The organism is Hydrogenophaga sp. (assembly GCF_019635465.1).
GTDB lineage: Bacteria > Pseudomonadota > Gammaproteobacteria > Burkholderiales > Burkholderiaceae_C > Hydrogenophaga.
The window spans coordinates 1-23,841 of the sequence record NZ_JAHBZK010000022.1; the positions used below are offsets into that span (position 1 = coordinate 1).

Consider the following 23,841-nt stretch of genomic DNA (forward strand, 5'->3'; position numbering starts at 1 on the left):
ACCGTCAACGTGCTCGAGGACGACGCCATCCGCCAGGGCATCAAGGAATACAGCAACTGGCCGACGATCCCGCAGCTCTACGTCAAGGGCGAATTCGTCGGTGGCTCGGACATCATGATGGAGATGTACCAGTCGGGTGAGTTGCAGCAGGTACTGTCCCCGCAGGACTGAGCCCCGTCTGCGCACCCCACGAAGCCGCCCAATGGGCGGCTTCGTGCTTTTTGGCACACGCTGCGCGAAAGTGAACGCCAGCGGGGAATTCCCGGGCTTTTTCGGCGATCAAGCCAGGCACACGATGTGCTTGAATGAAACCGTCGTCCCCGCATGAAGGAGAACCCCATGAGCAGCTCGCGCAGCCTCGTGACTTCACCCCCCATGGGACTGCCCATCGCCCAGATGCGCAGTGTGTTCAAGCCTGAGGACGTCGAGCGCAAGCTCGCCAAGCTGCAGGCAGCAGGCAACGACCGCGAACACGAATGCCTGCGCACCACCTGGCAGCGAATGCTGGAGCGTGGCCCACAGCGCTTTGCCGTCAAGCCCTCCGGCGTGCCCGACATGGCACCGTTGTACGAGCTCATGCCCAACTTTGGTGAAGCACTGGACGACGTGAAGCGTCATGTGGCGCTCAGCCAGGACAGCCGCGATGGCCTGGAGGTCACCCCGATGCTGTTGCTGGGCCCGCCCGGCGTGGGCAAGACCCACTTCGCGCGCCAGATTGCCGATCTTCTGGGCACCAGCATGAACCTCGTGCCCATGAGCAGCATGACTGCCGGCTGGCTGCTGTCGGGTTCGTCGTCACAGTGGAAAGGCGCCCGCCCGGGCAAGGTGTTCGAGGCCCTGGTCGATGGGCAATATGCCAACCCGGTGATCGTCGTGGACGAGATCGACAAGGCCAGTGCCGACGCGCAGTACGACCCGCTGGGCGCGCTCTACAGCCTGCTCGAGCACGACACGGCCCTGAGCTTCATTGACGAATTCGCCGAGGTGCCCATCGACGCCAGCCAGGTGATCTGGGTGACAACGGCCAACGACGAGCGCAGCATCCCCGAGCCCATCCTCAACCGCATGAACGTGTACGAGATCCAGCCACCGTCGCTGGAGGCGGCGCGCAAGATCGCGGCCAACCTGTACCGAAGCATCCGCAGCGAGCACGACTGGGGTCAGCGTTTCGAGCCCGACGCGGCGGCCGATGTGCTCGACGCACTGGCCGTCATGCCGCCGCGGGAGATGCGGCGCGCGCTCGTCACAGGCTTTGGCAACGCGCGCCTGGATGCGCGCTACACGCTTGAAGCCGACGACCTGCCCCGCAGCGGTCCGGGCAAATCGCGCATCGGCTTTCTGCAATAGGCCGCGTCAGGCGTCCGGATGCGCCCAACGGCGCATCGCGGCGTAGACCGCGTTCGGGTAGGCGGGACGCCCGCGACTGCCGTTGTAGCGCCCCAGGGCCATGAAGGTGTCGCCGCGCTCGCGGTCAAGGTAGTGACGCAGGATCACGCAGCCGAAGCTGATGTTGGCATTGAGCTGGAACAGCAGCCCCGGGTCGCCATTGCCGATGAGGCGCGCCCAGAACGGCATGACCTGCATGTAGCCGATCGCGCCCACCGAGGAGATCGCGTACTTGCGGAACGCGCTTTCAACCTGCACGACCCCCATGACCATCGTCGGGTCCAGTCCTTGCCGGACCGCGTAGTACCAGACGGTTTCCAGGAATTCGGCCCGCTCCAGCGGATGCCGCTTCTGATTGGCCAGGCGTGGCCCGACGTCGCGACTCCAGCGCGTAAAGCGTTCGCGCGAGCCAGCGGGCAACAGATCGTGATTGGGCGGTCCAGCCGACTCGATGGCGCGACGCAAAGCGCCGCGCACCGCGTCTGCCATGGGTTCCTCAAGCTGACCACCCGCGTGGGCCTGCAGCGGCAGACAGGACGCACCCAGCGATGCCAGCCCCAGCAGGCCTTCGCGACGCGTCCAGCATCGCAGACTCATGCCTGCAGGCGGCCCCTGACATGGGCCACGATGTCGGACAGCTTCACCGCTGTGGCCGCGGCATCGCGGCGGTGCTGGTACTCAACCTCGCCCGCCTTGAGACCGCGGTCGCCGATGGTGACGCGGTGCGGGACGCCGATGAGCTCCCAGTCGGCGAACATCGCCCCGGGTCGTTCTCCACGGTCATCAAGCATCACATCCACACCTTCGGCCAGCAGTTGGGAGTAGAGATTTTCTGCCGCCTGCTTCACTTCTGGGCTGCGGTCCATGCCGATCGGGCACACCACCACCGTGAACGGCGCAATGGCGTCCGGCCAGATGATGCCGCGCTCGTCGTGGTTCTGCTCGATGGCTGCCGCTGGCAGGCGGGTGATGCCGATGCCGTAGCAGCCCATCTCGAAATGCTTGGGCTTGCCGTCCTCATCAAGGAATGTTGCGTTCATGGCTCGGCTGTACTTGGTACCGAGGTAGAACACGTGCCCCACTTCGATGCCGCGCTCAATGGCCAGCACGCCTTGGCCATCGGGCGATGCATCGCCCTCGACCACATTGCGCAGGTCAGCGACCACGGCGGGCTCGGGCAGGTCCCGGCCCCAGTTCACCCCGGTCAGGTGCACATCGACCTCGTTGCCACCACAGATCCAGTCGGCCATCACGGCGACCTCGCGGTCAACCACCAGTTGCAGCGGTTGCTTCAGTCCGATGGGCCCCAGGTAGCCCGGCTTGCAACCGAAATGGGCTTCGATTTCGGGCACGGTGGCAAACCGGAAGCCCTTGTCCAGCCCGGGCACCTTGCCGACCTTGACTTCATTCATGTCGTGATCGCCACGCAGCAGCAACAGCCAGACCTGGCTCTTCGCCACCTCGCCCGCATCGTCCAGCTCGTCGGTGGCCAAGACAATGGACTTCACCGTGGTGGCCAGCGGTACCCCGAGCAGCGATGCCACGTCGGCACAAGTGCTGCGCCCCGGCGTGGGCGTGCGCGCCAAGGCGTTCGCGGGCGCAGGGCGAGGCCCTGCAGGCGCAAGCGCCTCGGCCTTTTCCATGTTGGCCGCATAGCCGCTGTCGGGGCAATAGACGATCGCGTCCTCGCCAGTCGCCGCGATCACCTGGAACTCTTCGCTCAAGTCTCCGCCGATGGCGCCGCTGTCGGCTGCAACGGCGCGATAGCGCAAGCCGAAGCGGTCAAAGATGCGACGGTAGGCCTGCGCCATGACCTCGTAGCTGCGCTTGGCGCCGGCCTCGTCGCGGTCGAAGCTGTACGCGTCCTTCATGATGAACTCGCGCCCGCGCATCAAGCCGAAACGCGGACGGCGCTCGTCGCGGAACTTGGTCTGGATCTGGTACAGGTTTCGAGGCAGCAATTTGTAGCTGCGCAGCTCCTGGCGCGCCACGTCGGTGACGACCTCTTCGCTGGTGGGTTGCACGACGAAATCGCGGTCGTGGCGATCCTTGATGCGCAGCAGCTCCGGGCCCATCTTGGAGAAGCGCCCGGTCTCCTGCCAGAGCTCGGCCGGTTGCACCACCGGCATGGTCATCTCGACCGCACCCGCACGGTTCATCTCCTCGCGCACGATCGCTTCGATCTTGCGGATGACGCGCAGGCCCATGGGCATGTAGTTGTAGATGCCGGCCCCCAACTTGCGCACCATGCCGGCTCGCGTCATCAAACGATGGCTCACCACCTCGGCATCGGCAGGCGCTTCCTTGAGCGTGGTGATGAGAAACTGACTGGCTTTCATGGAGCGGGCGCGCTGTAGAGGCGCGGCGAGATGACGTTGAAAAGGGGGGATTTCCAGACTGCCCGCGGGTAATTCCCTAGGCCTGGCACTGGCCTGAACGGTGGGCGATCACTTCGCGTCGCGAAGGGTGCGATGCATAATGACCACAGTTCAAAAATCGAGGGTGATTATGCTTGACAGAGAGGGTTTCAGACCCAATGTCGGCATCATTCTGCTCAACCAGAAAAACCAGGTGTTCTGGGGCAAGCGCATTCGCTCGCACTCATGGCAGTTTCCGCAAGGCGGCATCGACAGAGGCGAAACGCCCGAGCAGGCGATGTACCGGGAGTTGCATGAAGAGGTCGGTCTGCTGCCCGAACACGTGAACATCGTGGCCCGTACCCGCGACTGGTTGCGCTATGAAGTGCCAGACCGATTCATCCGCCGAGATGCACGCGGTCACTACAAAGGACAGAAACAAATCTGGTACCTGTTGCGCCTGACCGCGCAGGATTGGCACCTGAACCTTCGCGCAACCAACCATCCCGAGTTCGATGCTTGGCGGTGGAACGACTACTGGGTGCCGCTCGATGTGGTCGTGGAGTTCAAGCGCGGCGTCTACGAGATGGCGTTGACCGAACTGGCCCGCTACTTGCCGCGTTCTCAAGGGCACCGCCATCGACCGCCCCGCAATGAGGCATTCCAGCGAGCCGTGCCGCCCTTGCAAATCACGGGCGCCCCGGTTGGGCTTGAATTGCCACCTGGCGCCAGCTTCGACCCAGACCCCCAGCCCGTGCACCTACCTCAGCAAAGCAATCTGGCGAAATGACTGTCCACACAGCCCTGCGCGCGGCACTCATCGGCTCACTACTGGCCACACTGGGCACATCAGCCTTTTCACAGGTCGACGACCCACCCCCATGGGAAGAGGCGCAGGTGGCACCCCCTGCTTGGTCGCTGGATGGCCTGTCGACCTTTCGCCTCGAGGGTCAGGGGTCAATGACGTTTGCCATTGACCCCTCGACCATCACCTTCGCTCCGGATGGCGTGGTTCGCTATGTCTTCGTGGCCCGTAGCAGCAGTGGCGCTGTCAATGCACTGTTCGAAGGCGTCCGATGCCAGACCGGTGAGGTCAAGCTGTACGCGCGCTGGGACACGGGGGCGTCGAAATGGCGAACGTCCGGCGACCAGACCTGGCAACCGCTGGAATACCGCGGGCCGACGAGAAGGGCCATGCAGATGGCGCAAGCCGGCGTTTGCGACAACAAGGCGCCTGCGCGCAATGTGGCTTGGCTGCTGGAATCCCTCAAACGGGGCAGGACCGATCAGACGCGATAGGCGCTGAGCTCAGCGACTGAGCACAAGGTTGTCGCGATGGATCATCTCGGGCTCGGCCGCATAGCCCAGCAAGCGCTCGAAGTCCGCAGACGATTTGCGGCACAGCAAACGGGCTTCGGAGCTGGCGTAGTTCGCCAGACCACGCGCGATTTCGGCACCTGCCGAGTCACGCACGGCAATCACGTCCCCGCGAGAGAAATCTCCCTCGACCGACGTCATGCCAATGGGCAGCAGGCTCTTGCCTTCGCGCACGATCTTTCCAACAGCGCCATCGTCCACGCGCACTGCCCCGCGAAGCTGCAGGTGATCCGACATCCACCGTTTGCGCGCCGTGTGTTTGGCCGTCTGCGCAATCAGCGCGGTACCGATTGACTCACCCGCGCACAAGCGCAGCAGCACGTCCGGCTCGCGCCCCCAGGCGATCACCGTGGACGCACCCGAGGCAGCAGCGCGCCTGGCAGCCAGGATCTTGGTAAGCATGCCACCCTTGCCAATCCCCGATCCTGCCCCGCCGGCCATGGCTTCCAGTGCAGCATCGCCAGCGCGCGCCAGATGCACGAATTGGGCCGAAGGATCGCGACGTGGATCGGCGGTGTACAGACCCTTTTGATCCGTCAGGATGATCAGAACGTCGGCCTCGACCAGGTTGGCCACCAGAGCGCCCAAGGTGTCGTTGTCGCCGAACTTGATTTCATCGTTGACGACGGTGTCGTTTTCGTTGATGACCGGCACCACGCCAAGATGCAACAAAGTCAACAGTGTGGACTTGGCGTTGAGGTAGCGCTCGCGATCGGCAAGATCGGCGTGCGTCAGCAAGACTTGCGCACTGCCAACACCGCAGTCCCGAAGCTGGGTCTCGTACATCTGGACCAGACCCATTTGTCCCACCGCAGCGGCCGCCTGCAACTCATTGATCTCTTTCGGGCGCTGGCGCCATCCCAGGCGTTTCATGCCTTCGGCCACAGCGCCGCTGCTGACCATGACGAGTTCGCGCCCTTGTTGCACAAGTGCAGCGAGCTGCTGACTCCATTGCCGAATGGCTGCCTCGTCGAGCCCCCGCCCCTCGTTGGTTACCAGGCTTGAGCCGACCTTGACGACGATGCGCCGGGCTTCGCGCAACAGCCTGGCTGCGTCGTCACTGCTCATTTCAGACATGACTGGCATGACAGGCTGGCCTTACTTGTCAGAGGAAGGGGCTTCAAAGCGAGGGTCAATTTCAATCGGCCCTTCCTGCGCCCGCCGCACGCCATCGATATGCTCGAACACCTTCTGCACAAGTAGTTCACACCCTTCGCGCGTCAAGGCCGAAATTTGAAACACCGGCCCCTTGTATCGCAAGCGCCGAACAATGGCCTTGATCCTTTCGGCTCGCTCCTCCTCGGGCAGCATGTCGACCTTGTTGAGCACCAGCCACCGAGGCTTCTCGAACAGCGCCTGGTCGAACTTCTTCAACTCGCCAGCAATCGCTCGCACTTGCACCACCGGGTCCACGCCTTCATCGAAGGGCGCCGCGTCGACCAAATGCAGCAACAAGCGGGTGCGCTGCAGATGGCGCAGGAACTGGTGCCCAAGCCCCGCACCTTCCGACGCGCCCTCGATCAAGCCAGGAACGTCTGCGACCACGAAGCTCTTCTCAGGCCCAACACGAACCACTCCCAGGTTGGGATGAAGCGTCGTGAAAGGGTAGTCCGCGATCTTGGGTCGTGCGTTGGAGATCGCCGCGATCAGGGTGGACTTGCCTGCATTCGGCATGCCCAGCAACCCAACGTCGGCCAATACCTTGAGTTCGAGTCGCAACGATTTGCGCTCGCCGGGCCACCCCGGTGTCTTCTGCCGTGGAGCACGGTTGGTCGAACTCTTGTAGTGCAGATTGCCAAAACCACCGTCCCCACCTTTGGCGATCATGACCTGCTCGCCCGGGCGCAACAGCTCGCACACCACCTCGCCAGTTTCCGCGTCAGTGACAACAGTGCCCACCGGCATCTTCAGCACCACATCGTCGCCCTTGACCCCGAACATGTCGGAGCCCTTGCCGTGTTCGCCGCGCTGGGCCTCGAAACGGCGCGTGTAGCGAAAGTCGACCAACGTATTCAGACCCGCATCCGCTAGGGCAAAGACGTGTCCGCCACGCCCCCCGTCACCCCCGTCGGGGCCGCCGAACTCCTTGAACTTCTCGTGCCGGAACGACGCGCAGCCGTTGCCGCCGTCGCCAGCGGCGACATCGATGGTGGCTTCGTCAACGAACTTCATGGTCTGCACTGGCCCGTCTGGGCGAAAGGTTCAAGAAAAAGGCCCGCACGCGCGGGCCTCTTGGGGTCAGTTGGACGTGCGGATCAAACCGGCGTCACGTTGACCACATGGCGCCCGAGAGCTCCTTTGACAGCAAAGTTCACGTGACCATCAACCGTCGCGAACAGGGTATGGTCCTTGCCCACACCAACATTGTTGCCCGGGTGGAATCGGGTACCACGCTGGCGAACAATGATCGAACCAGCTGACACGAGTTCACCGCCGAAAGCCTTGACACCCAGCATCTTGGGCTTGGAGTCGCGGCCGTTGCGCGTGGAGCCGCCGCCTTTTTTCTGTGCCATCTTGCCTGCTCCTTATGCCGAAATCGAAGCCACTTCGATCTCGGTGAAATTCTGCCGATGACCCTGGCGCTTCTGATAATGCTTGCGACGACGCATCTTGAAGATGCGGACCTTGTCGTGACGGCCATGCGCCACAACCTTCACCGTGACCGATGCGCCGGAGACCAAGGGCGTGCCAACCTTCAGTTCAGCGCCGTTGCCGACCGCCAGAACCTGATCAAACACGAGTTCCTGGCCCACGTCCGCAGCAATCTGTTCTACTTTGATCTTGTCGCCGGCAGCAACGCGATACTGCTTGCCACCGGTTTTTATGACCGCGTACATAGGTTTCCTCTCGAAGTTAACCTGGGGCAAATGCCCAGGCACCGACGGACGGATTTCCGCCGAACTGCGCATTATAGCCAGCTTCGATCTGGTCAACAATCCACCCGGCCTGCTTGGTCCGGCCCGTATACGGGTGCCCTTCCTATAATTCACCGTCGCCCCTGCGACCGCCCTCTCGATCTCAGCTTACTAAATGTCTCAACCTCTCGACCTCGTTCTCGCCGACATGACGCGCGTAGACGAGGAGATTCGGTCTCGCCTGACGACCGACGTTCCTCTGGTTCAAGAGGTGGCTCAATACATCATCTCCGCAGGTGGCAAGCGGTTGCGCCCCGCGTTGCTCTTGATGATGTGCGGTGCGCTTTCATGCGATGACCCCCGCCGGGTCACTCTGGCGGCAGTCGTTGAGTTCATTCACACAGCCACGTTGCTGCACGACGATGTCGTGGACGAATCCACATTGCGAAGAGGCAGAGCAACCGCCAACCAGGCGTTTGGCAACGCCGCTAGCGTTCTGGTAGGCGACTTCCTCTACTCGCGCGCCTTCCAGATGATGGTTGATGTGAACAACATGCGCGTCATGGAAATCCTGTCTGACGCAACCAACGTCATCGCCGAGGGCGAAGTGCTGCAACTCATGAACATGCACGACCCTTCACTGGACGAGCATGCCTACCTTCGCGTCATCCGATCCAAGACCGCCAAACTGTTCGAAGCCAGCGCTCGACTCGCACCGATACTCGCAGGCGCAGACGCCTCCTTGGAGGCAACCTGTGCAACCTACGGTCAAGCGCTGGGGACCGCGTTTCAGGTGATTGACGACGTCCTTGACTATGAAGGTGACGCCCAGGAGTTGGGCAAGAACCTGGGCGACGATCTGCGCGAAGGAAAGGTCACACTGCCCATCATCTGCGCCATGCGCCAAGCCAGCGAGTCGCAGAAAACCGTGCTGACCGACGCCATCGTTCATGGCAATGCGGACAACCTCGCTGAAATCCTGAAGATCATCAACGACACTGGCGCGCTGGATGCGGCGCGCAAGGCAGCTGAAGGCGAAGCTCAGCGCGCCATTGATGCCGCGGCCGCTCTGCCCACGAACCCACACCAAGCCGCTTTGCTACAATTGGCGGCTTCGCTGCTCGGACGTCGTTCCTGACCTGGGTCAAGTGAAATGCTGAGACAGCCAGCCCTGTCTCAGCGGGAATTGCGATCCAAATCGGGGTGTAGCTTAGCCTGGTAGAGCGCTACGTTCGGGACGTAGAGGCCGGAGGTTCGAATCCTCTCACCCCGACCATCTTCTCGATGGTCTGACCGCACCATCCAGGACCCATAGCGCGTCATGGATACAACGCCATCTGACGTGACCCGCATTTTTCCGGATAACTGGCGTCAATAAGCACGTCCAAGTTGTTGATTTCCGTTAGATTACGCAAATATGGCGTCAGTCGATACGGTCAATCAGGAAAGTCCGTCCATGGCACTCCCCGGCTTGGGACGTGCGCTTGTGTCTGCGGGCAAATTGGGGCAAAAGGCCGCCGAGGACCTTTACAGAAAGGCCCAAAGCAGTCGCACAAGCTTCATCGCAGAGCTCACCGAGTCGGGCGCCGTGTCGCCAGCGGACTTGGCGCACACCATGTCCACGGCCTTTGCCGCGCCGCTGCTCGACATCGACGCAGTCGACACGCAACGCCTGCCGACAGGTCTGCTGGACCCCAAGATCTGTGCAGACTTCCGGATCGTTGTGCTCAGCAAGCGCAACAACCGATTGATTGTCGCGACGGCCGACCCATCGGATCAACAAGCCGCAGACAAGATCAAGTTCGCCACGCAAATGGGCGTGGATTGGGTCATCGCAGAGTTCGACAAGCTCAACCGACTGGTCGACACGCTGACCAAATCAGTCACCGAAGCGATGGAGAACATCGTCGGCGACGTGGAGTTCGATGAGCTCGCTACCGAAGCGGCGGTTACCGACAGCCCGGAAAAGACGGCGGAGGTAGACGACGCACCGGTCGTCAAGTTTCTCCACAAGATGCTGATCGACGCATTCAACATGCGCGCGTCCGACCTGCACTTTGAACCGTACGAACACAACTACCGGGTGCGCTTTCGCATTGACGGAGAGCTGCGCGAAATTGCATCACCTCCGGTCGCCATTAAGGAGAAACTGGCCTCGCGGATCAAGGTGATTTCGCGCATGGACATTTCCGAGAAGCGCGTGCCCCAGGACGGGCGCATGAAGCTCAAGGTCGGCCCCGACCGGGTGATCGATTTCCGCGTGAGCACCTTGCCGACACTGTTTGGCGAGAAGATCGTGATCCGTATCCTCGATCCCAGCCAAGCCAAGCTGGGCATCGACGCACTGGGCTACGAGCCGGAGGAGAAGGAGCGCCTGCTTGACGCCATTCAGCGTCCCTACGGCATGGTGTTGGTGACCGGGCCAACCGGTTCCGGCAAAACGGTGTCCCTGTATACCTGCCTGAACATCCTGAACAAACCTGGCGTGAACATATCGACGGCGGAAGATCCGTCCGAGATCAACCTGCCTGGCGTCAACCAGGTCAACATGAACGAGAAGGCTGGGTTGACGTTCGCGGTCGCTCTGAAGGCCTTCCTCCGGCAGGATCCTGACGTGATCATGGTCGGCGAAATTCGTGATCTGGAAACGGCGGACATTGCCATCAAGGCTGCGCAGACCGGCCACATGGTGATGTCGACCCTGCACACCAATGACGCGCCCACGACACTGACCCGGATGATGAACATGGGCATTCCCACGTTCAACATTGCGTCCAGCGTCATCCTTATTACGGCGCAGCGACTGGCTCGACGGCTGTGCCCCAACTGCAAAGCGCCCCTCGATGTGCCGCGCAAGTCCCTCCTGGAAGCCGGCTATCAGGCCGAAGAACTGGACGGGACCTGGACACCGTACAAACCAGTGGGCTGCGGATCGTGCAACAACGGCTACAAGGGCCGTGTCGGTATCTATCAGGTGATGCCCATATCCGAAGAGATCCAGCGGATCATTTTGCGGGGGGGCTCTGCGATGGACATTGCACAGCAGGCAAGCAAGGAAGGTATTCGCTCTTTGCGCGAATCCGGCTTGCTCAAGGTCAAGCTGGGACTGACCTCTCTCGAAGAGGTGCTCAGCGTGACCAACGAGTGATCCCCGCACAGACATCACGAATCCTGAGGATTTCGCATGGCAACCGCCGCTAGCAAAAGCAAACGCGCCAAGGACTTCGTCTTTGAGTGGGAAGGCAAGGACCGCAATGGCAAGGCCGTTCGCGGCGAAACGCGCGCTCAGGGCGAAAATCAGGTCACAGCCACCCTGCGTCGCCAGGGAATCATCCCGGTCAAGATCAAGAAACGGCGCACCAGTTCGGGCAAGCGCATCAAGCCCAAGGACATCGCGATCTTCACGCGGCAGTTCGCCACCATGATGAAGGCGGGCGTTCCTTTGCTTCAGGCGTTCGACATCGTTGGCCGAGGGAACCCCAACCCCAATGTCACTCGCCTGCTCGGCGACATTCGGGCCGACGTCGAAACTGGTACGTCGCTGAGCACCGCGTTTCGCAAGTACCCCATGTACTTCGACAGCCTGTATTGCAACCTGGTCGAAGCGGGTGAAGCGGCCGGTATTCTGGAAGATCTGCTGGATCGGTTGGCCACTTACATGGAGAAGACCGAGGCTCTCAAATCGAAGATCAAGTCGGCGCTGATGTACCCAACGGCCGTGATCATCGTCGCCTTCGTGGTCGTGGCAGTGATCATGATCTTCGTGATTCCGTCTTTCAAGCAGGTTTTCTCGTCCTTCGGTGCCGACCTGCCTGCGCCCACGCTATTCGTCATCGGCATGAGCGAGTTTTTTGTCGAGTATTGGTGGCTCATCTTTGGCGGATTGGGGGGGGGCTTCTACTTCTTCATGCAGGCGTGGAAGCGCAACGAAAAGGTGCAGCGGTTCATGGACCGACTGCTGCTCAAGCTCCCTATTTTTGGCGACATGATTGAGAAATCGGTCATCGCACGGTGGACGCGAACCCTTGCCACCATGTTCGGTGCAGGCGTGCCCTTGGTAGAGGCGCTTGACTCAGTGGGCGGGGCCTCCGGCAATTCCGTGTATGCGATCGCGACCGAAAAGATTCAGCAGGAAGTGTCGACCGGCACCAGTCTGACCGCGGCCATGACCAACGCGAACATCTTTCCATCGATGGTGCTGCAGATGTGCGCGATCGGCGAAGAGTCAGGTTCGATCGATCACATGCTGGGCAAGGCCGCTGACTTCTATGAGGCCGAGGTGGACGACATGGTCGCTGGCATCTCCAGCCTCATGGAGCCCATCATCATCGTGGTGCTGGGCACGGTGATCGGCGGCATTGTCGTCTCGATGTACCTTCCCATCTTCAAGCTCGGTCAGGTGGTCTGATGGTGGACTTGCCCGCGGGCGTGCTCGCCGCGGCGGTTCTCGGCGTGTTCGGGTTGCTCGTGGGCAGCTTCCTCAACGTCGTGATCCATCGCTTGCCCAAGATGCTCGAGCGCCAATGGGCGGCAGAGTGTGCTCAGCTCCAAGGCACCGAACCGACAACTGCCGGCGTGGACACCTACAACCTGGTCGTGCCGCGATCGGCGTGCCCGCATTGCGGGCATCGCATCACCTGGTACGAGAACATTCCGGTGTTCAGCTACCTTGCACTGCGTGGCAAATGCAGTGAGTGCAAGGCCCCCATCAGCGCACGCTATCCAATGGTCGAGCTGGTGACCGGTGGCCTTTTCGCCTGGATCGGATGGCAATGGGGTATCGGTCCGTCTGCGCTGACATGGTGCGGGTTTGCCGCAGCCGTGCTCGCGTTGGCTTGTATTGACTGGGACACCACCCTGCTCCCCGACGACATCACCTTGCCATTGGTGTGGGCGGGCCTGGTAGCGGCGGGTCTTCACTTCACACCGGTCGGACTCGCGGATGCGTTGTGGGGTGCAGTAGCGGGCTACCTGTCGCTTTGGACCATCTATTGGGTCTTCAAGCTACTCACCGGAAAAGAGGGCATGGGGTACGGCGACTTCAAGCTGTTCGCCGCGTTCGGGGCCTGGTTCGGTTGGCAAGGCCTGGTGCCCATCATCCTCATGGCTTCGGTGATCGGAGCCATCGTTGGCATCGGCATCAAGCTGGTTGGCCAGCTTCGTGAAGGCAACTATGTGCCCTTCGGCCCCTTCCTCGCCTTGGGTGGCTTGACCGCAATGATCTTTGGACCCACGGCCATCCTGAAGGTCGTCGGCCTGTGAGCCTTTCGCGCCCCTGGCGGGTTGGCCTGACGGGCGGCATCGGCAGCGGCAAAAGCACCGTGGCCGCTCGATGGCGAGAAAGAGGCGCCAACGTGATCGACGCCGATGCGATCTCCCGCGAGAGCACGGCTGCCGGCGGCATTGCAATCCAAGCGATTCGCGAGTCGTTTGGCGACAGGTTCATCAATGAACAAGGCGCCCTGGACCGAGGCCGCATGCGTGAGCTGGTGTTCGCCGATCCGACGTCTCGCCAAAGGCTCGAAAGCATCATTCATCCGCTGGTTGCCGCTGCTGTCGACGCCAAGGCCGCGGCATCTCGTTCGCCATGCATCCTGTTCGATGTGCCACTCCTGGTGGAGTCACCTCGATGGCGCCACCGCCTGGACCGTGTGGTGGTGGTCGACTGCAGCGAGGCCACGCAGCTGCGGCGCGTGCGAGCACGCAGCGGCTGGAGCGACGACACCATTCTGTCGGTCATGCGTGAACAGGCATCGCGCACCCGGCGAGTAGGCGCCGCAGACGCGGTGATCGACAACGATGCCGACGAACTTGACCGCCTGCACCGGTTGGTCGACCGACTGTCTTCCCGCTTCGGGCTATGATCGTCGGGGCCTACCGCCCCGCCTGCATGCGTCGATCAAGCCTGTGATTCTTTACGAATACCCATTCAACGAGCGCATTCGCACTTACCTGCGGCTCGAGCAACTGTTCAAGCGACTCGCATTGCTCGTGCCGCGCGAACACGCGCTGGACCACCATTTTGCGATTCAGACGCTGTTCGAGATCATGGACGTCGCCTCTCGCGCAGACATGAAATCCGATGTGCTCAAGGATCTCGATCGGCAGAAGCAGTCGTTGGCCGCCTACCGAGGCAATCCTGCCATATCCGAGGACGCCCTCGACGCAGTGATCGGACAGCTTGACACCTGTTTCTCTCGCATCGCCGAAACGCCAGGCAAGCCTGGCCATGCGCTGACGGAGAACGACTGGTTGATGGCGATCCGCAGCCGCATCGGCATTCCCGGTGGCACCTGCGAGTTCGACTTGCCCGCCTACAGCCATTGGCAGCATGCACCCAGCGAACAACGCCAGGCCGACCTGAGCCATTGGTCGCAAGCCCTGTCGCCGCTGGCCGATGCGGTGCTGTTGTTGCTGAAGATGATGCGCGATACCGGCACACCTCAGAAGGTGGTCGCTGTTGGCGGCCAGTACCAGCAAAACCTGCCACAAGGACGCAGCTTTCAGCTGCTTCGCCTGCGAATCGATCCTCAATACGATCTGGTACCTGAAATCAGCGGCAACCGGTTGATGTTTTCCGTGCGTCTGATGCGCCTTGGTGACGATCAGCGATTGCACCCCGCTGGCGAGGACGGCAGCTTTGAACTCACGCTCTGCGCATGACGCTGTGAACAAGCCGAGTCAGCGCGTCGTCCGATGCCCTGCGTGTGGCGGGGACAGCGTGTTCGACTCCAGCAACCGATGGCGCCCATTCTGCAGTGAGCGGTGCAAGCAACACGACTTCGGCGCCTGGGCGAGCGAGCGGTACGCAATGCCTGAGCAAGAAGGCCAGAGCGATCCGGACTTCGAGCAGAGCTGACAGCGCGTCAGCCGCCTGCGGCTTCTTCTGCCAGCCAGGTCAGCACAGGCACCGTGCCCGGCAGCACCGGTTCGCACAGAACCGGCAACGACGTCCACACGAATTGCTGGCCTTCGTGCATCTGCAGCGCTCCCGTCCAGTCGTACACCTTGCAGAAGTTCAGGTGAACCAGCGCATGCGGGTAGTCCACCAGTTGGGTGCGCCAGATCTGCGCCTGTCCGATGGTCACGCCCACCTCTTCCTGCAACTCCCGCCGCAGTGCCTGCTCCACCGTCTCACCTGACTCGACCTTGCCACCCGGGAACTCCCAGTAGCCCGCATAGGCCTTGCCGGTTGGGCGGGTCGTCAACAGATAGCGACCTTGTTCGTCAATGAGGATACCGACGGCAACCTCTGTGGCGGGTCGATGCGGCTGCGCCGCCGCCCGCCCACCATCCACCACCAACACGCCGTCACTCATGCCAGTGCCGAATGGGATCCAGCGAAATCGCGTGCGAACTGATAGGCCACCCGACCGCTGCGTGATCCGCGCTCGAGTGCCCAGACCAGCGCCTGCGGACGCGCCGCCTCAATGTCGCCTGCGGACACACCAAACGACAACAACCACTGCGCCACGATGGTGAGGTATTCGTCCTGACTGAAGGGGTAGAAGCTGATCCACAGACCAAAGCGCTCAGACAGGGAGATTTTTTCTTCAACGACCTCGCCTGGGTGCACCTCGCCATCGGCTGTATGCGTGTACGTGAGGTTCTCTTTCATGTACTCGGGCAGCAGGTGTCGGCGATTGCTGGTCGCATAGATCAGCACGTTGGCGCCCGTGGCCGACACCGAGCCATCGAGAATGGACTTGAGTGCCTTGTAGCCCGGCTCGCCGTCTTCGAAACTGAGGTCGTCGCAGTAAACGATGAATCGCTCCGGCCTGTCCGCGACCACATCCACGATGTCCGGCAAGTCGACCAGGTCCGCCTTGTCGACTTCGATCAGTCGCAGGCCTTGGTCGGCATAGGTGTTCAGGCAAGCCTTGACCAAGGACGATTTGCCAGTGCCGCGCGCCCCTGTCAGCAACACATTGTTGGCCGGCAGGCCTTTCACAAAGTGCTCGGTGTTGCGCTGGATACGCTCCTTTTGACCATCGATCTCCTTGAGGTCTTCCAGTGCGATGCCTGCCACGTGACGCACGGGCTCCAGGGTGCCGTGGCCGCTGCTGCGCTTGCGGTAGCGAAATGCCGTCGATGCCGCCCAATCGGGTGCGCCAAGTGGTCGCGGCAGGACTGCTTCAATGCGATCGATCAGTGCTTCTGCACGCTGGAGCAGACGCTCAAAAGAAGGGTTCATGAGCGGTAGTCAGCATTGATGGTCACGTACTCGTGGCTGAAGTCGCATGTCCACACAGTCTCAGAGGCGTTGCCACGCCCGAGTCCGATGTGCACGTGGATCTGGGACGGCTTCATCACGCGCTGGCCATCCTCCTCGCGGTAGTCTGGGTGGCGACCACCTTGGGCCACCACATGCACATCACCCAGCCAGAGGTCAATGCCGACAATGTCGAGGTCATCCACCCCCGCGTAGCCCACCGCGGCGAGGATGCGCCCCAGGTTGGGGTCGCTGGCGAAGAAGGCTGTCTTGACCAAGGGTGAATGCGCCACCGCGTAGGCCACCTTCAGGCATTCCGCAGCATCGCGCCCACCCGAGACTTCGATCGCAATGAACTTGGTGGCACCTTCGCCATCGCGAACAATCGCGTGCGCAAGGTGCTGCGCCAGGGGCGCGAGCAGCGACACCAGCGCCTTGCCTGCCGGCGAATCGATGTCTTCAATGGGATTGTTGCCCGCGCGCCCTGTTGCCACCACCACAAACGAATCGTTGGTGCTGGTGTCGCCGTCCACCGTGATCCGGTTGAACGACACATCGGCCAGTCGACGAGCAAGATCGGATGCGGCCTTCGGGGAAACCGCGGCATCGGTCGCCAGGAATCCCAGCATCGTGGCCATGTTGGGCCGGATCATGCCGGCGCCCTTGGCAATGCCCGTTGCACGAACTGGCTTGCCATCCACTGTTCCCGCAACGCTGGCCGCCTTGGGCAAAGTGTCGGTGGTCATGATGCCTTGCGCAGCGGCCAACCAATGGGTGCCACTGTCGTGCTGTGGCTGCGCGGCATGGGTCAGTGCTGCGGGCAGCCCACCCAGCAACCGGTCCATGGGCAATGGCTCCATGATCACGCCGGTTGAAAACGGCAGCACCTGCTCATGGTGCAGATTGAGCGAGCGGGCCAGGGCAGAACAAGTCTGACGCGCGTTGGCCAGCCCGCTGGTGCCAGTCCCCGCATTGGCGTTGCCGGTGTTGATCACCATGGCACGAATGGGTTGTTCGCTGGCCAGATGTTCCCGGCACACCTGCACTGGGGCCGCGGCATAACGATTGCGCGTGAAGACGGCCCCGACAGCACAGCCCTCGTCCAGCAGAAAGACCGTCAGGTCCTTTCGATTGGCTTTGCGAATACCGGCTTCGGCAACGCCGATACGCACGCCCCCGATGGGCAGGAGGTCCGTCTCGATGGGAGCGGCAAGCTCAACAGGCATGGTTGTGTCTCCGCAGATTCGTCAGCGCTCAGTCGAGCTTGCCATGGCAATGTTTGTACTTCTTGCCACTGCCGCAAGGACACGGATCGTTGCGCCCGACACGCGGTACATCGCCGGCCCCCTGCGAAGAAGACGCTGCACCCGCCACGGTCTGCGCCTCGCCGGACTCGGTGGGGGCGGTATAGGTCACGTTGCTGATGGCCTCTGCGCGCTCTTCCATCTGCTCGGCAGCCTCGGAGATCTGCTCTGCCGATTGCACGCGCACGTTCATGAGCACCCGAGTGACATCGTTCTTGACCGCATCGAGCAACTGACCGAACAGCAGGAAGGCCTCGCGCTTGTACTCTTGCTTGGGTTGCTTTTGCGCATAGCCACGCAGGTGAATGCCCTGGCGCAGGTAGTCGAGTGCGGCCAGGTGTTCGCGCCATTGGGCATCGATGGTCTGCAGCAGCACCACCCGCTCGAAGGCGGTGAAATGCTCATCGCCCACCAACGCAACCTTGCCGTCAAAGACAGTCTTCGCAGCGCCGATGACGCGCTCAACGATGTCATCGACGTCGATGGATTCCGCTTCGCTGACCCAAGTGGTCACAGGCGCCTCGATCGACCATTCTTCGCGCAAGCCCCGCTCCAGCGAGGGCAGGTCCCACTGCTCTTCAACACTGCCTTCGGGCACGAACTGGTGCACGAGATCGGTGACCGCGCCTTCGCGCAGTGAATCGATCTGCGCCCGCAGGTCGCTGGCGTCGAGGATGTCGTTGCGCTGCTGGTAAATCACCTTGCGCTGGTCGTTGGCAACGTCGTCGTACTCCAGCAATTGTTTGCGGATGTCGAAGTTGCGCGCTTCGACCTTGCGTTGTGCGCTCTCGATGCTACGCGTGACGATGCCTGCTTCGATGGCCTCGCCTTCGGGCATCTTCAACCGGTCCATGATTGCGCGCACCCGGTCGCCCGCAAAGATGCGCATCAACTGGTCGTCCAGGCTCAGGTAGAAGCGCGAAGAGCCAGGATCACCCTGACGGCCCGAGCGCCCGCGGAGCTGATTGTCGATACGGCGGCTTTCGTGGCGCTCGGTGGCGATGATGCGCAGGCCACCCAGCCCAACCACCTTCTCATGGTCGGCCTGCCACTGGGCACGCAGCGCATCGGCGCGAGCCGACTTGGTCGCCTCGTCGAGCGCCGGATCGTTAATCACCGCCTCGACCATCTTCTCGAGGTTGCCGCCCAGCACGATGTCGGTGCCGCGACCGGCCATGTTGGTCGCGATCGTGATCGCCCCGGGCTGCCCGGCCTGCGCAATGATGTCTGCCTCGCGCGCATGTTGTTTGGCATTGAGCACCTGGTGAGGCAACTTCCTGGCGGTCAGCAACTGCGCAATGATTTCCGAGTTCTCGATCGACGAAGTGCCCACCAGCACAGGTTGACCACGCTCGTGGCATTCCTGAATGTCGGCAATGGCTGCGTCGTACTTTTCCTTGGTGGTCTTGTAGACGCGATCGAGTTGGTCCTGGCGCTTGCTCGGTCGGTTGGGTGGAATGACCACGGTCTCGAGACCGTAGATCTCCTGGAACTCGTAGGCCTCGGTGTCGGCCGTACCGGTCATGCCGGAGAGCTTGCCGTAGAGACGGAAGTAGTTCTGGAAGGTGATAGATGCGAGGGTCTGGTTCTCGGGCTGGATGGCCACGCCTTCCTTGGCTTCAACGGCCTGGTGCAGGCCATCGCTCCAGCGACGCCCCGACATCAGGCGGCCCGTGAATTCGTCAACGATGACGATTTCGCCGCCCTGGTTCACGTAGTGCTGGTCGCGGTGGTACAGGTGATGCGCCTTGAGCGAGGTCACCAAGTGGTGCAGCAAGGCAATGTTGGCGGGGTCATACAGCGAAGCACCCTCGGCCAGCAACCCGGCCTTGACGAGCAATTGCTCGGCGTGCTCATGGCCTTGCTCCGTCATGTGGATGTTGCGCGCCTTTTCGTCGAGCGTGAAATCGCCCGGCTTGATCACACCCTCGCCGGTGCGCGGATCTGCCTCGCCCTCTTGTCGGGTCAGGTGGGGTACCAGTGCATTGATGGCCAGGTAGACAGAGGTCTGGTCCTCTGCCTGCCCGCTGATGATCAATGGCGTGCGGGCTTCGTCGATCAGGATCGAGTCCACTTCGTCGACGATGGCAAAGTTCAAGCCACGCTGAACACGGTCCACCGCCTCATAGACCATGTTGTCGCGAAGGTAGTCGAAGCCGTATTCGTTGTTGGTGCCGTACGTGATGTCGGAGCGGTAGGCGGCCTGCTTTTCTTCGCGCTGCATCTGTGGCAGGTTCACACCCACGCTCAGACCGAGGAAGTTGTAGATGCGGCCCATCCACTGCGCGTCGCGGTTGGCGAGGTAGTCGTTGACCGTCACCACGTGAACGCCCTTGCCGGCCAGGGCATTGAGATACACCGGCAGCGTGGCCGTCAGCGTCTTGCCTTCGCCGGTTCGCATCTCGGCGATCTTGCCGCTGTGCAGTGCGATGCCGCCCAGCATCTGCACATCGAAGTGGCGCATCTTCATGACGCGCTTGCTTGCCTCGCGCACCGTCGCGAACGCTTCGGGAAGCAGCGCATCGAGCGTCTCGCCGCCCGCCAGTCGCTGCTTGAAATCCTCGGTCTTCGCACGCAGCTCGTCGTCGTTGAGCTTTTCGAACTGGGGCTCCAGCGCGTTGATGCGGTCGACGGTCTTGCGGTACTGCTTGAGCAGCCGATCGTTGCGACTGCCGAAGAGCTTGGTGAGGAAGTTGGTGGCCATGTTGGAGCGCCGTTGGCCACGCCAAGCGGCGGACCATGGTGGCATTGGTGAATCTGGGTGAGCGGTGCGGCGCCCCGGGGCGGGCCGCCATGGCACCTGGCCTCAAGATGCCGGCGCGCGCACGGCTTTCAAGCGCAAAGCGGGCATTTTAGCCGTCGGGCCTTGGTGCTCAGCGACTGGTGGATTTGGTCTGGGGCTGGTGCTGGGCCAGCGCCTCGCCCGCCTTGAGAAACTTCTGGGGGTTTTGGGCCACACCAGCCACCCAGACCTCGAAGTGGAGGTGCGGGCCGGTGGAGCGCCCGGTAGAACCTACCTCAGCGATCTTCTGGCCGCGCTTGACGATGTCGCCCTTTTTGACGAACACGCGAGAGGTGTGGGCATAACGTGTGACCAGGTCGTTGCCATGATCGATTTCGACGAGGTTCCCATAGCCCGCATGGAACTCTTGCGCAATCACCACGCCACCTGCCGCCGCCAGAATGGGTGTGCCCACGTCGGCCGGAAAGTCCAGCCCGGTATGCAAAGCCTTCTGCCCCGTGATCGGGTCGATCCTGAAGCCAAACGGCGATCCAACGCGGACGCCTTCCACCGGCTTCTGCGTCGGAACCAGAGAGCGTTGGATGCGTTGATCAAACAGTCGCGACTCGATGGCCGTCAGCCAGTCGATGCCCGCGTCGCTGTGCTCGTCGAGCGCGTCCATCTCCTTGGAAAGCTCTTCCAGAGTCAGCGACCGATTGGCCACCAGAACCCCACCTGAGCCAGGCAACGGCGGCCGCCCTTTGGCGGGTTCCAGACCTGCTAGGCCTGAAACGCGCTCGCCCAGCGACTCCACCTGCATCAGGCGCGCCTGCATCTCACCCAATTTGCGGGCCATGGCGTCAATGTTGGCACGGAGGTAGGCATCGCGGTCCCCCGTGTCGTCCTTGTGAACAATGCGTCCGACCGAGGTGAAGCCGGGCCAGCCTTGGCGAATACCTTCAAGGAATACCCAGTGGTAGGTAGCGACGGCACCCAGCATGAGCATCAGCACCGACAGCACAGCGGCGGCGATGAGCTTCCAACCGTTGAGGTGGATGGCCTGGCGCCGCGCCATCCAGGCGTCGGTGATGATGATGTGCACGACTCGGTCCTTTCTGCCGGCACGCCGACAGCGCACTGGCGGCGTCGAGGACAATCGCACGATGGCAGTGCCCAGAACACCCGGTTGTTTCAGTCTGCAAGAGGCCGTGGGAGCAGCGCCCGCCCTGGCTCAATTGCGCGAGCGTGCCGATGCGTCACGTCGGTGCCTGGAACTGGTGCGCCCGATGTTGCCACCGGGGCTGCGCCAACAGGTTCTGGCCGGCCCGATCGGTGACGGGGAATGGTGCCTGTTGGTAAGTCATGCGGCCGCCGCCGCCAAACTGCGCCAGTTGGTGCCCGCGATGTGTGACGCATTGCACGCAAACGGGGCGCAGGTTAGCGCAATCCGCATAAAGGTCCAAACCGTCGGACGATGAGCGTGGCGCAGACTGGCGTGGATGGTGCCGCTTGTCTGACTCGAACAGACGACCTATCGCTTACAAGGCGATTGCTCTACCAACTGAGCTAAAGCGGCGGGGCGAAGCATTTTAGCGAGATGGTCTGCGCGCCGCCGCACATGGCGCGCCAGACGGGCGAACTTTGGCGCTACTTGATCCGTTTGAGCTGTGGCCGGCCGCCGCCGCCCGGTCGCCCGCCCCCATCGTCTGAGGGCGAAGGCGAGTCGGAAGGTACCGAGCGCAAGGGCGCAGGCGTGCTGTCCACAACAGGTGGCGCTTCGGGTGTTGGAGACGGCGCGGGGAAGGCCATGCCCTGGCCGTTTTCACGTGCATAGATCGCGATCACATGGGTCACCGGCACCACGATGTCGCGGGCCACGCCGCCAAAACGCGCCTTGAACTCGATGAATTCATTACCCAGACGCAAGCCGTTGGTGGCATCCATGCTCACATTGAGCACGATCTCCCCGTTCTTGACGTACTCAAGTGGCACCTGGACCGAGGCGTCCACATGGACAGCGATATAGGGCGAGAAGCCGTTCTCACTGCACCACTCGTAAAGCGCCCGGATCAGGTACGGGCGCGTCGATGGAACGGGGGATTCCTGTCGGCTCATGGCGAGCGAGACGTTTCGCGCTTACTTGCGCATCACCTTCTCGGAAGGCGTCAGCGCTTCGATATACGCGGGGCGAGAGAAGATGCGCTCAGCGTACTTGAGCAGCGGTGCGGCGTTCTTGCTCAACTCGATGCCGTAAAAGTCCAGACGCCACAGCAGCGGCGCAATGGCGACGTCCAACATCGAGAAGTTGTCACCCAGCATGTACTTGTTCTTCATGAACACCGGGGCCAACTGGGTCAGGCGATCCCGGATGTGCGAGCGCGCTTTCTCCAGCGCCTTCTCGTTGCCTTTGCTGCTCCGCGACTCGAGCACCGAGACGTGGGTGAACAGTTCCTTTTCGAAGTTGAGCAGGAACAGGCGCACGCGCGCGCGATCGACCGGGTCACCCGGCATGAGCTGGGGATGGGGGAAGCGCTCGTCGATGTACTCGTTGATGATGTTCGACTCGTACAGGATGAGGTCGCGCTCGACCAGGATCGGCACCTGCCCGTAAGGGTTCATCACGCTGATGTCTTCGGGCTTGTTGTACAAGTCCACATCGCGGATCTCGAAATCCATGCCCTTCTCGAACAGCACGAAGCGGCAGCGATGCGAATAGGGACAGGTCGTGCCCGAGTACAAAACCATCATGGTTGGCGTCTCCTGAAACAGAAAACAGTGGCCAGCCATTGTGCCTGTCGGCACTGCCAGCCACTGTGGACGGACTCAAGGGCGCCAGGCGCCCCAGAACCGAGGGGGGTGTTACTTGATGTCTTTCCAGTAGGCGGCGTTCAAGCGCCACGCGACCACCGTGAACACAGCGAGGAACAACAGCACCCACACGCCGATACGCACACGGTTGTTGGCGGCTGGCTCGCCCATCCATTGAAGGAATGCCACCAGGTCACCGACGTTCTGGTCGTACTCGGCCTGCGTCATGGTGCCCGGCTTGACCTGTTCCCAACCGGCAATGACCTCGACCTCGTGGCCATGGCTTTCAACCTTGCGGTGGATGGGCTCGCGCTCGCCTTGCAGCTCCCACAGGGGATGCGGCATGCCGATATTGGGAAACGCCGCGTTGTTCCAGCCGGTCGGCTTGGACTCGTCGCGGTAGTAGCTGCGCAACAGCGTGTAGACGTAGTCAGCGCCCGTGCCGGCGTGGCTTGATCGCGAGCGGGCGATCAGCGTCAGGTCGGGGGGGTTCTTGCCGAACCAGGCCTTGGCCAGGTGCGGGTCGATGGCGGCCTTCATCGTGTCACCGATCTTGTCGGTGGTGAAGGTCAGGTTCTCGGCAATTTGCTTGTCGGTCAATCCGATGTCGCGCAGGCGGTTGAAGCGCATGAACGCGGCGGAGTGGCAGCTCAGGCAGTAGTTGACAAAGAGCTTGGCCCCGTTTTGCAGGGCCGCCATGTCGTTGGTGCGCTTGGGAGCGCGATCCAGAGGGATGCCGTCACCGGAGGCCCAGGCACCGCCCACCACTCCCAGGCACAACGCGAGACTCAGCAGGATCTTCTTCATGTCAGTTTTTCTC

26 protein-coding genes and 2 tRNA genes are annotated in these 23,841 nt (G+C 62.1%); 13 read left to right on the forward strand and 15 right to left on the reverse strand.

What is annotated here, in order from left to right:
- Both KF871_RS17515 and KF871_RS17520 read left to right on the forward strand, forming a co-directional pair.
- Nucleotides 1–171, forward strand: a 171-nt coding sequence (locus tag KF871_RS17515) for a glutaredoxin (protein ID WP_291145775.1), incomplete at its 5' end; no start/stop codon positions are given.
- Nucleotides 172–339: 168 nt separating this feature from the next.
- Complete coding sequence (locus KF871_RS17520; protein ID WP_291145546.1) at nt 340–1,347, forward strand: AAA family ATPase; 1,008 nt, start codon at nt 340–342, stop codon at nt 1,345–1,347.
- A 6-nt stretch (nt 1,348–1,353) separates the two neighbouring features.
- On the opposite strand, the gene KF871_RS17525 is transcribed toward KF871_RS17520, so the two are convergent.
- Both KF871_RS17525 and KF871_RS17530 read right to left on the reverse strand, forming a co-directional pair.
- On the reverse strand, nt 1,354–1,983 hold the full coding sequence (locus KF871_RS17525; RefSeq protein WP_291145549.1) for a lytic transglycosylase domain-containing protein: 630 nt from the start codon (nt 1,981–1,983) through the stop codon (nt 1,354–1,356).
- Entirely contained in the window at nt 1,980–3,725 is a 1,746-nt protein-coding gene (locus KF871_RS17530; protein WP_291145552.1) for a proline--tRNA ligase, read from the reverse strand. Before KF871_RS17530 ends, KF871_RS17525 begins: the two co-directional genes overlap by 4 nt.
- A gap of 169 nt (nt 3,726–3,894) precedes the next feature.
- Here KF871_RS17530 and KF871_RS17535 point away from each other — a divergent pair, with 169 nt between their 5' ends.
- Nucleotides 3,895–4,533 carry an RNA pyrophosphohydrolase gene (locus tag KF871_RS17535; protein WP_291145555.1) on the forward strand — a complete coding sequence of 213 codons (639 nt, stop codon included), beginning with the start codon at nt 3,895–3,897 and terminating at the stop codon, nt 4,531–4,533.
- Entirely contained in the window at nt 4,530–5,042 is a 513-nt protein-coding gene (locus KF871_RS17540) for a CNP1-like family protein (protein WP_291145558.1), read from the forward strand. Before KF871_RS17535 ends, KF871_RS17540 begins: the two co-directional genes overlap by 4 nt.
- 9 nt (nt 5,043–5,051) lie before the next feature.
- Here KF871_RS17540 and proB read toward each other — a convergent pair whose 3' ends face one another.
- The 4 genes from proB to rplU form a co-directional block, all read right to left on the reverse strand.
- Nucleotides 5,052–6,188, reverse strand: coding sequence for a glutamate 5-kinase (proB, locus tag KF871_RS17545; RefSeq protein WP_291145561.1), 1,137 nt, complete (start codon nt 6,186–6,188; stop codon nt 5,052–5,054).
- Nucleotides 6,189–6,218: 30 nt separating this feature from the next.
- A complete protein-coding gene (cgtA, locus tag KF871_RS17550) occupies nt 6,219–7,292 on the reverse strand; it encodes an Obg family GTPase CgtA (RefSeq protein ID WP_291145563.1) in 1,074 nt (357 codons plus the stop codon).
- Between the two features lie 83 nt (nt 7,293–7,375).
- Nucleotides 7,376–7,633 carry a 50S ribosomal protein L27 gene (gene rpmA, locus KF871_RS17555; protein ID WP_291145567.1) on the reverse strand — a complete coding sequence of 86 codons (258 nt, stop codon included), beginning with the start codon at nt 7,631–7,633 and terminating at the stop codon, nt 7,376–7,378.
- 12 nt (nt 7,634–7,645) lie between these two features.
- Nucleotides 7,646–7,957, reverse strand: a complete 312-nt coding sequence (gene rplU, locus KF871_RS17560; RefSeq protein WP_291145569.1) for a 50S ribosomal protein L21 — start codon at nt 7,955–7,957, stop codon at nt 7,646–7,648.
- Nucleotides 7,958–8,150: 193 nt separating this feature from the next.
- Between rplU and KF871_RS17565 the strand changes: the two genes are divergently transcribed.
- The 8 genes from KF871_RS17565 (at nt 8,151) to KF871_RS17600 (ending at nt 14,834) form a co-directional block, all read left to right on the forward strand.
- Nucleotides 8,151–9,113, forward strand: coding sequence for a polyprenyl synthetase family protein (locus KF871_RS17565; protein ID WP_291145572.1), 963 nt, complete (start codon nt 8,151–8,153; stop codon nt 9,111–9,113).
- Nucleotides 9,114–9,174: 61 nt separating this feature from the next.
- A tRNA-Pro gene (locus tag KF871_RS17570) sits at nt 9,175–9,251 on the forward strand.
- A gap of 141 nt (nt 9,252–9,392) precedes the next feature.
- Complete coding sequence (gene pilB, locus KF871_RS17575; protein WP_291145575.1) at nt 9,393–11,123, forward strand: type IV-A pilus assembly ATPase PilB; 1,731 nt, start codon at nt 9,393–9,395, stop codon at nt 11,121–11,123.
- A 36-nt stretch (nt 11,124–11,159) separates the two neighbouring features.
- Nucleotides 11,160–12,383: a type II secretion system F family protein gene (locus KF871_RS17580; RefSeq protein WP_291145577.1), complete on the forward strand. Its 1,224-nt coding sequence runs from the start codon at nt 11,160–11,162 to the stop codon at nt 12,381–12,383.
- Nucleotides 12,383–13,237: an A24 family peptidase gene (locus KF871_RS17585; protein WP_291145579.1), complete on the forward strand. Its 855-nt coding sequence runs from the start codon at nt 12,383–12,385 to the stop codon at nt 13,235–13,237. Before KF871_RS17580 ends, KF871_RS17585 begins: the two co-directional genes overlap by 1 nt.
- Nucleotides 13,234–13,839 carry a dephospho-CoA kinase gene (gene coaE / locus KF871_RS17590; RefSeq protein WP_291145583.1) on the forward strand — a complete coding sequence of 202 codons (606 nt, stop codon included), beginning with the start codon at nt 13,234–13,236 and terminating at the stop codon, nt 13,837–13,839. The genes KF871_RS17585 and coaE overlap by 4 nt, the downstream gene beginning before the upstream one ends.
- A 43-nt stretch (nt 13,840–13,882) precedes the next feature.
- A complete protein-coding gene (zapD, locus tag KF871_RS17595) occupies nt 13,883–14,638 on the forward strand; it encodes a cell division protein ZapD (RefSeq protein ID WP_291145586.1) in 756 nt (251 codons plus the stop codon).
- Between the two features lie 4 nt (nt 14,639–14,642).
- Complete coding sequence (locus tag KF871_RS17600) at nt 14,643–14,834, forward strand: DNA gyrase inhibitor YacG (protein ID WP_291145588.1); 192 nt, start codon at nt 14,643–14,645, stop codon at nt 14,832–14,834.
- Between the two features lie 7 nt (nt 14,835–14,841).
- On the opposite strand, the gene KF871_RS17605 is transcribed toward KF871_RS17600, so the two are convergent.
- From KF871_RS17605 to KF871_RS17625, 5 genes are all read right to left on the reverse strand, one after another.
- Nucleotides 14,842–15,294 carry a (deoxy)nucleoside triphosphate pyrophosphohydrolase gene (locus tag KF871_RS17605; RefSeq protein WP_291145591.1) on the reverse strand — a complete coding sequence of 151 codons (453 nt, stop codon included), beginning with the start codon at nt 15,292–15,294 and terminating at the stop codon, nt 14,842–14,844.
- Nucleotides 15,291–16,169, reverse strand: a complete 879-nt coding sequence (locus KF871_RS17610) for an ATP-binding protein (RefSeq protein WP_291145592.1) — start codon at nt 16,167–16,169, stop codon at nt 15,291–15,293. Before KF871_RS17610 ends, KF871_RS17605 begins: the two co-directional genes overlap by 4 nt.
- Complete coding sequence (gene argJ / locus KF871_RS17615) at nt 16,166–17,413, reverse strand: bifunctional glutamate N-acetyltransferase/amino-acid acetyltransferase ArgJ (RefSeq protein ID WP_291145595.1); 1,248 nt, start codon at nt 17,411–17,413, stop codon at nt 16,166–16,168. Before argJ ends, KF871_RS17610 begins: the two co-directional genes overlap by 4 nt.
- Nucleotides 17,414–17,441: 28 nt before the next feature.
- Nucleotides 17,442–20,195, reverse strand: coding sequence for a preprotein translocase subunit SecA (gene secA, locus KF871_RS17620; protein WP_291145597.1), 2,754 nt, complete (start codon nt 20,193–20,195; stop codon nt 17,442–17,444).
- A gap of 169 nt (nt 20,196–20,364) precedes the next feature.
- Entirely contained in the window at nt 20,365–21,315 is a 951-nt protein-coding gene (locus KF871_RS17625; RefSeq protein ID WP_291145599.1) for a M23 family metallopeptidase, read from the reverse strand.
- On the opposite strand from KF871_RS17625, the gene KF871_RS17630 reads away from it, so the two are divergent.
- Nucleotides 21,212–21,691, forward strand: coding sequence for a DciA family protein (locus tag KF871_RS17630; protein WP_291145601.1), 480 nt, complete (start codon nt 21,212–21,214; stop codon nt 21,689–21,691). The two genes, KF871_RS17625 and KF871_RS17630, sit on opposite strands and share 104 nt — an antisense overlap.
- A 22-nt stretch (nt 21,692–21,713) precedes the next feature.
- Here the strand turns inward: KF871_RS17630 and KF871_RS17635 are convergent.
- The 4 genes from KF871_RS17635 to KF871_RS17650 form a co-directional block, all read right to left on the reverse strand.
- Nucleotides 21,714–21,789: transfer RNA gene (locus KF871_RS17635), tRNA-Thr, on the reverse strand.
- Between the two features lie 71 nt (nt 21,790–21,860).
- Complete coding sequence (locus tag KF871_RS17640; RefSeq protein ID WP_291145605.1) at nt 21,861–22,328, reverse strand: ClpXP protease specificity-enhancing factor; 468 nt, start codon at nt 22,326–22,328, stop codon at nt 21,861–21,863.
- Between the two features lie 21 nt (nt 22,329–22,349).
- Entirely contained in the window at nt 22,350–22,961 is a 612-nt protein-coding gene (locus tag KF871_RS17645; protein ID WP_291145607.1) for a glutathione S-transferase N-terminal domain-containing protein, read from the reverse strand.
- Nucleotides 22,962–23,072: 111 nt separating this feature from the next.
- Nucleotides 23,073–23,828, reverse strand: coding sequence for a cytochrome c1 (locus KF871_RS17650; protein ID WP_291145610.1), 756 nt, complete (start codon nt 23,826–23,828; stop codon nt 23,073–23,075).
- Nucleotides 23,829–23,841: the final 13 nt, after the last annotated feature.

Coding starts and splice junctions, on each gene's coding strand:
- KF871_RS17610 (WP_291145592.1), bottom strand. CDS start 16,169: ATGAACCCTTCTTTTGAGCGTCTGCTCCAGCGTGCAGAAGCACTGATC.
- pilB (WP_291145575.1), top strand. CDS start 9,393: ATGGCGTCAGTCGATACGGTCAATCAGGAAAGTCCGTCCATGGCACTC.
- KF871_RS17605 (WP_291145591.1), bottom strand. CDS start 15,294: ATGAGTGACGGCGTGTTGGTGGTGGATGGTGGGCGGGCGGCGGCGCAG.
- secA (WP_291145597.1), bottom strand. CDS start 20,195: ATGGCCACCAACTTCCTCACCAAGCTCTTCGGCAGTCGCAACGATCGG.
- rpmA (WP_291145567.1), bottom strand. CDS start 7,633: ATGGCACAGAAAAAAGGCGGCGGCTCCACGCGCAACGGCCGCGACTCC.
- KF871_RS17645 (WP_291145607.1), bottom strand. CDS start 22,961: ATGATGGTTTTGTACTCGGGCACGACCTGTCCCTATTCGCATCGCTGC.
- cgtA (WP_291145563.1), bottom strand. CDS start 7,292: ATGAAGTTCGTTGACGAAGCCACCATCGATGTCGCCGCTGGCGACGGC.
- KF871_RS17525 (WP_291145549.1), bottom strand. CDS start 1,983: ATGAGTCTGCGATGCTGGACGCGTCGCGAAGGCCTGCTGGGGCTGGCA.
- KF871_RS17535 (WP_291145555.1), top strand. CDS start 3,895: ATGCTTGACAGAGAGGGTTTCAGACCCAATGTCGGCATCATTCTGCTC.
- KF871_RS17565 (WP_291145572.1), top strand. CDS start 8,151: ATGTCTCAACCTCTCGACCTCGTTCTCGCCGACATGACGCGCGTAGAC.
- KF871_RS17640 (WP_291145605.1), bottom strand. CDS start 22,328: ATGAGCCGACAGGAATCCCCCGTTCCATCGACGCGCCCGTACCTGATC.
- argJ (WP_291145595.1), bottom strand. CDS start 17,413: ATGCCTGTTGAGCTTGCCGCTCCCATCGAGACGGACCTCCTGCCCATC.
- KF871_RS17580 (WP_291145577.1), top strand. CDS start 11,160: ATGGCAACCGCCGCTAGCAAAAGCAAACGCGCCAAGGACTTCGTCTTT.
- KF871_RS17540 (WP_291145558.1), top strand. CDS start 4,530: ATGACTGTCCACACAGCCCTGCGCGCGGCACTCATCGGCTCACTACTG.
- KF871_RS17530 (WP_291145552.1), bottom strand. CDS start 3,725: ATGAAAGCCAGTCAGTTTCTCATCACCACGCTCAAGGAAGCGCCTGCC.
- rplU (WP_291145569.1), bottom strand. CDS start 7,957: ATGTACGCGGTCATAAAAACCGGTGGCAAGCAGTATCGCGTTGCTGCC.
- KF871_RS17650 (WP_291145610.1), bottom strand. CDS start 23,828: ATGAAGAAGATCCTGCTGAGTCTCGCGTTGTGCCTGGGAGTGGTGGGC.
- proB (WP_291145561.1), bottom strand. CDS start 6,188: ATGAGCAGTGACGACGCAGCCAGGCTGTTGCGCGAAGCCCGGCGCATC.
- KF871_RS17585 (WP_291145579.1), top strand. CDS start 12,383: ATGGTGGACTTGCCCGCGGGCGTGCTCGCCGCGGCGGTTCTCGGCGTG.
- KF871_RS17630 (WP_291145601.1), top strand. CDS start 21,212: ATGAGCATCAGCACCGACAGCACAGCGGCGGCGATGAGCTTCCAACCG.
- KF871_RS17520 (WP_291145546.1), top strand. CDS start 340: ATGAGCAGCTCGCGCAGCCTCGTGACTTCACCCCCCATGGGACTGCCC.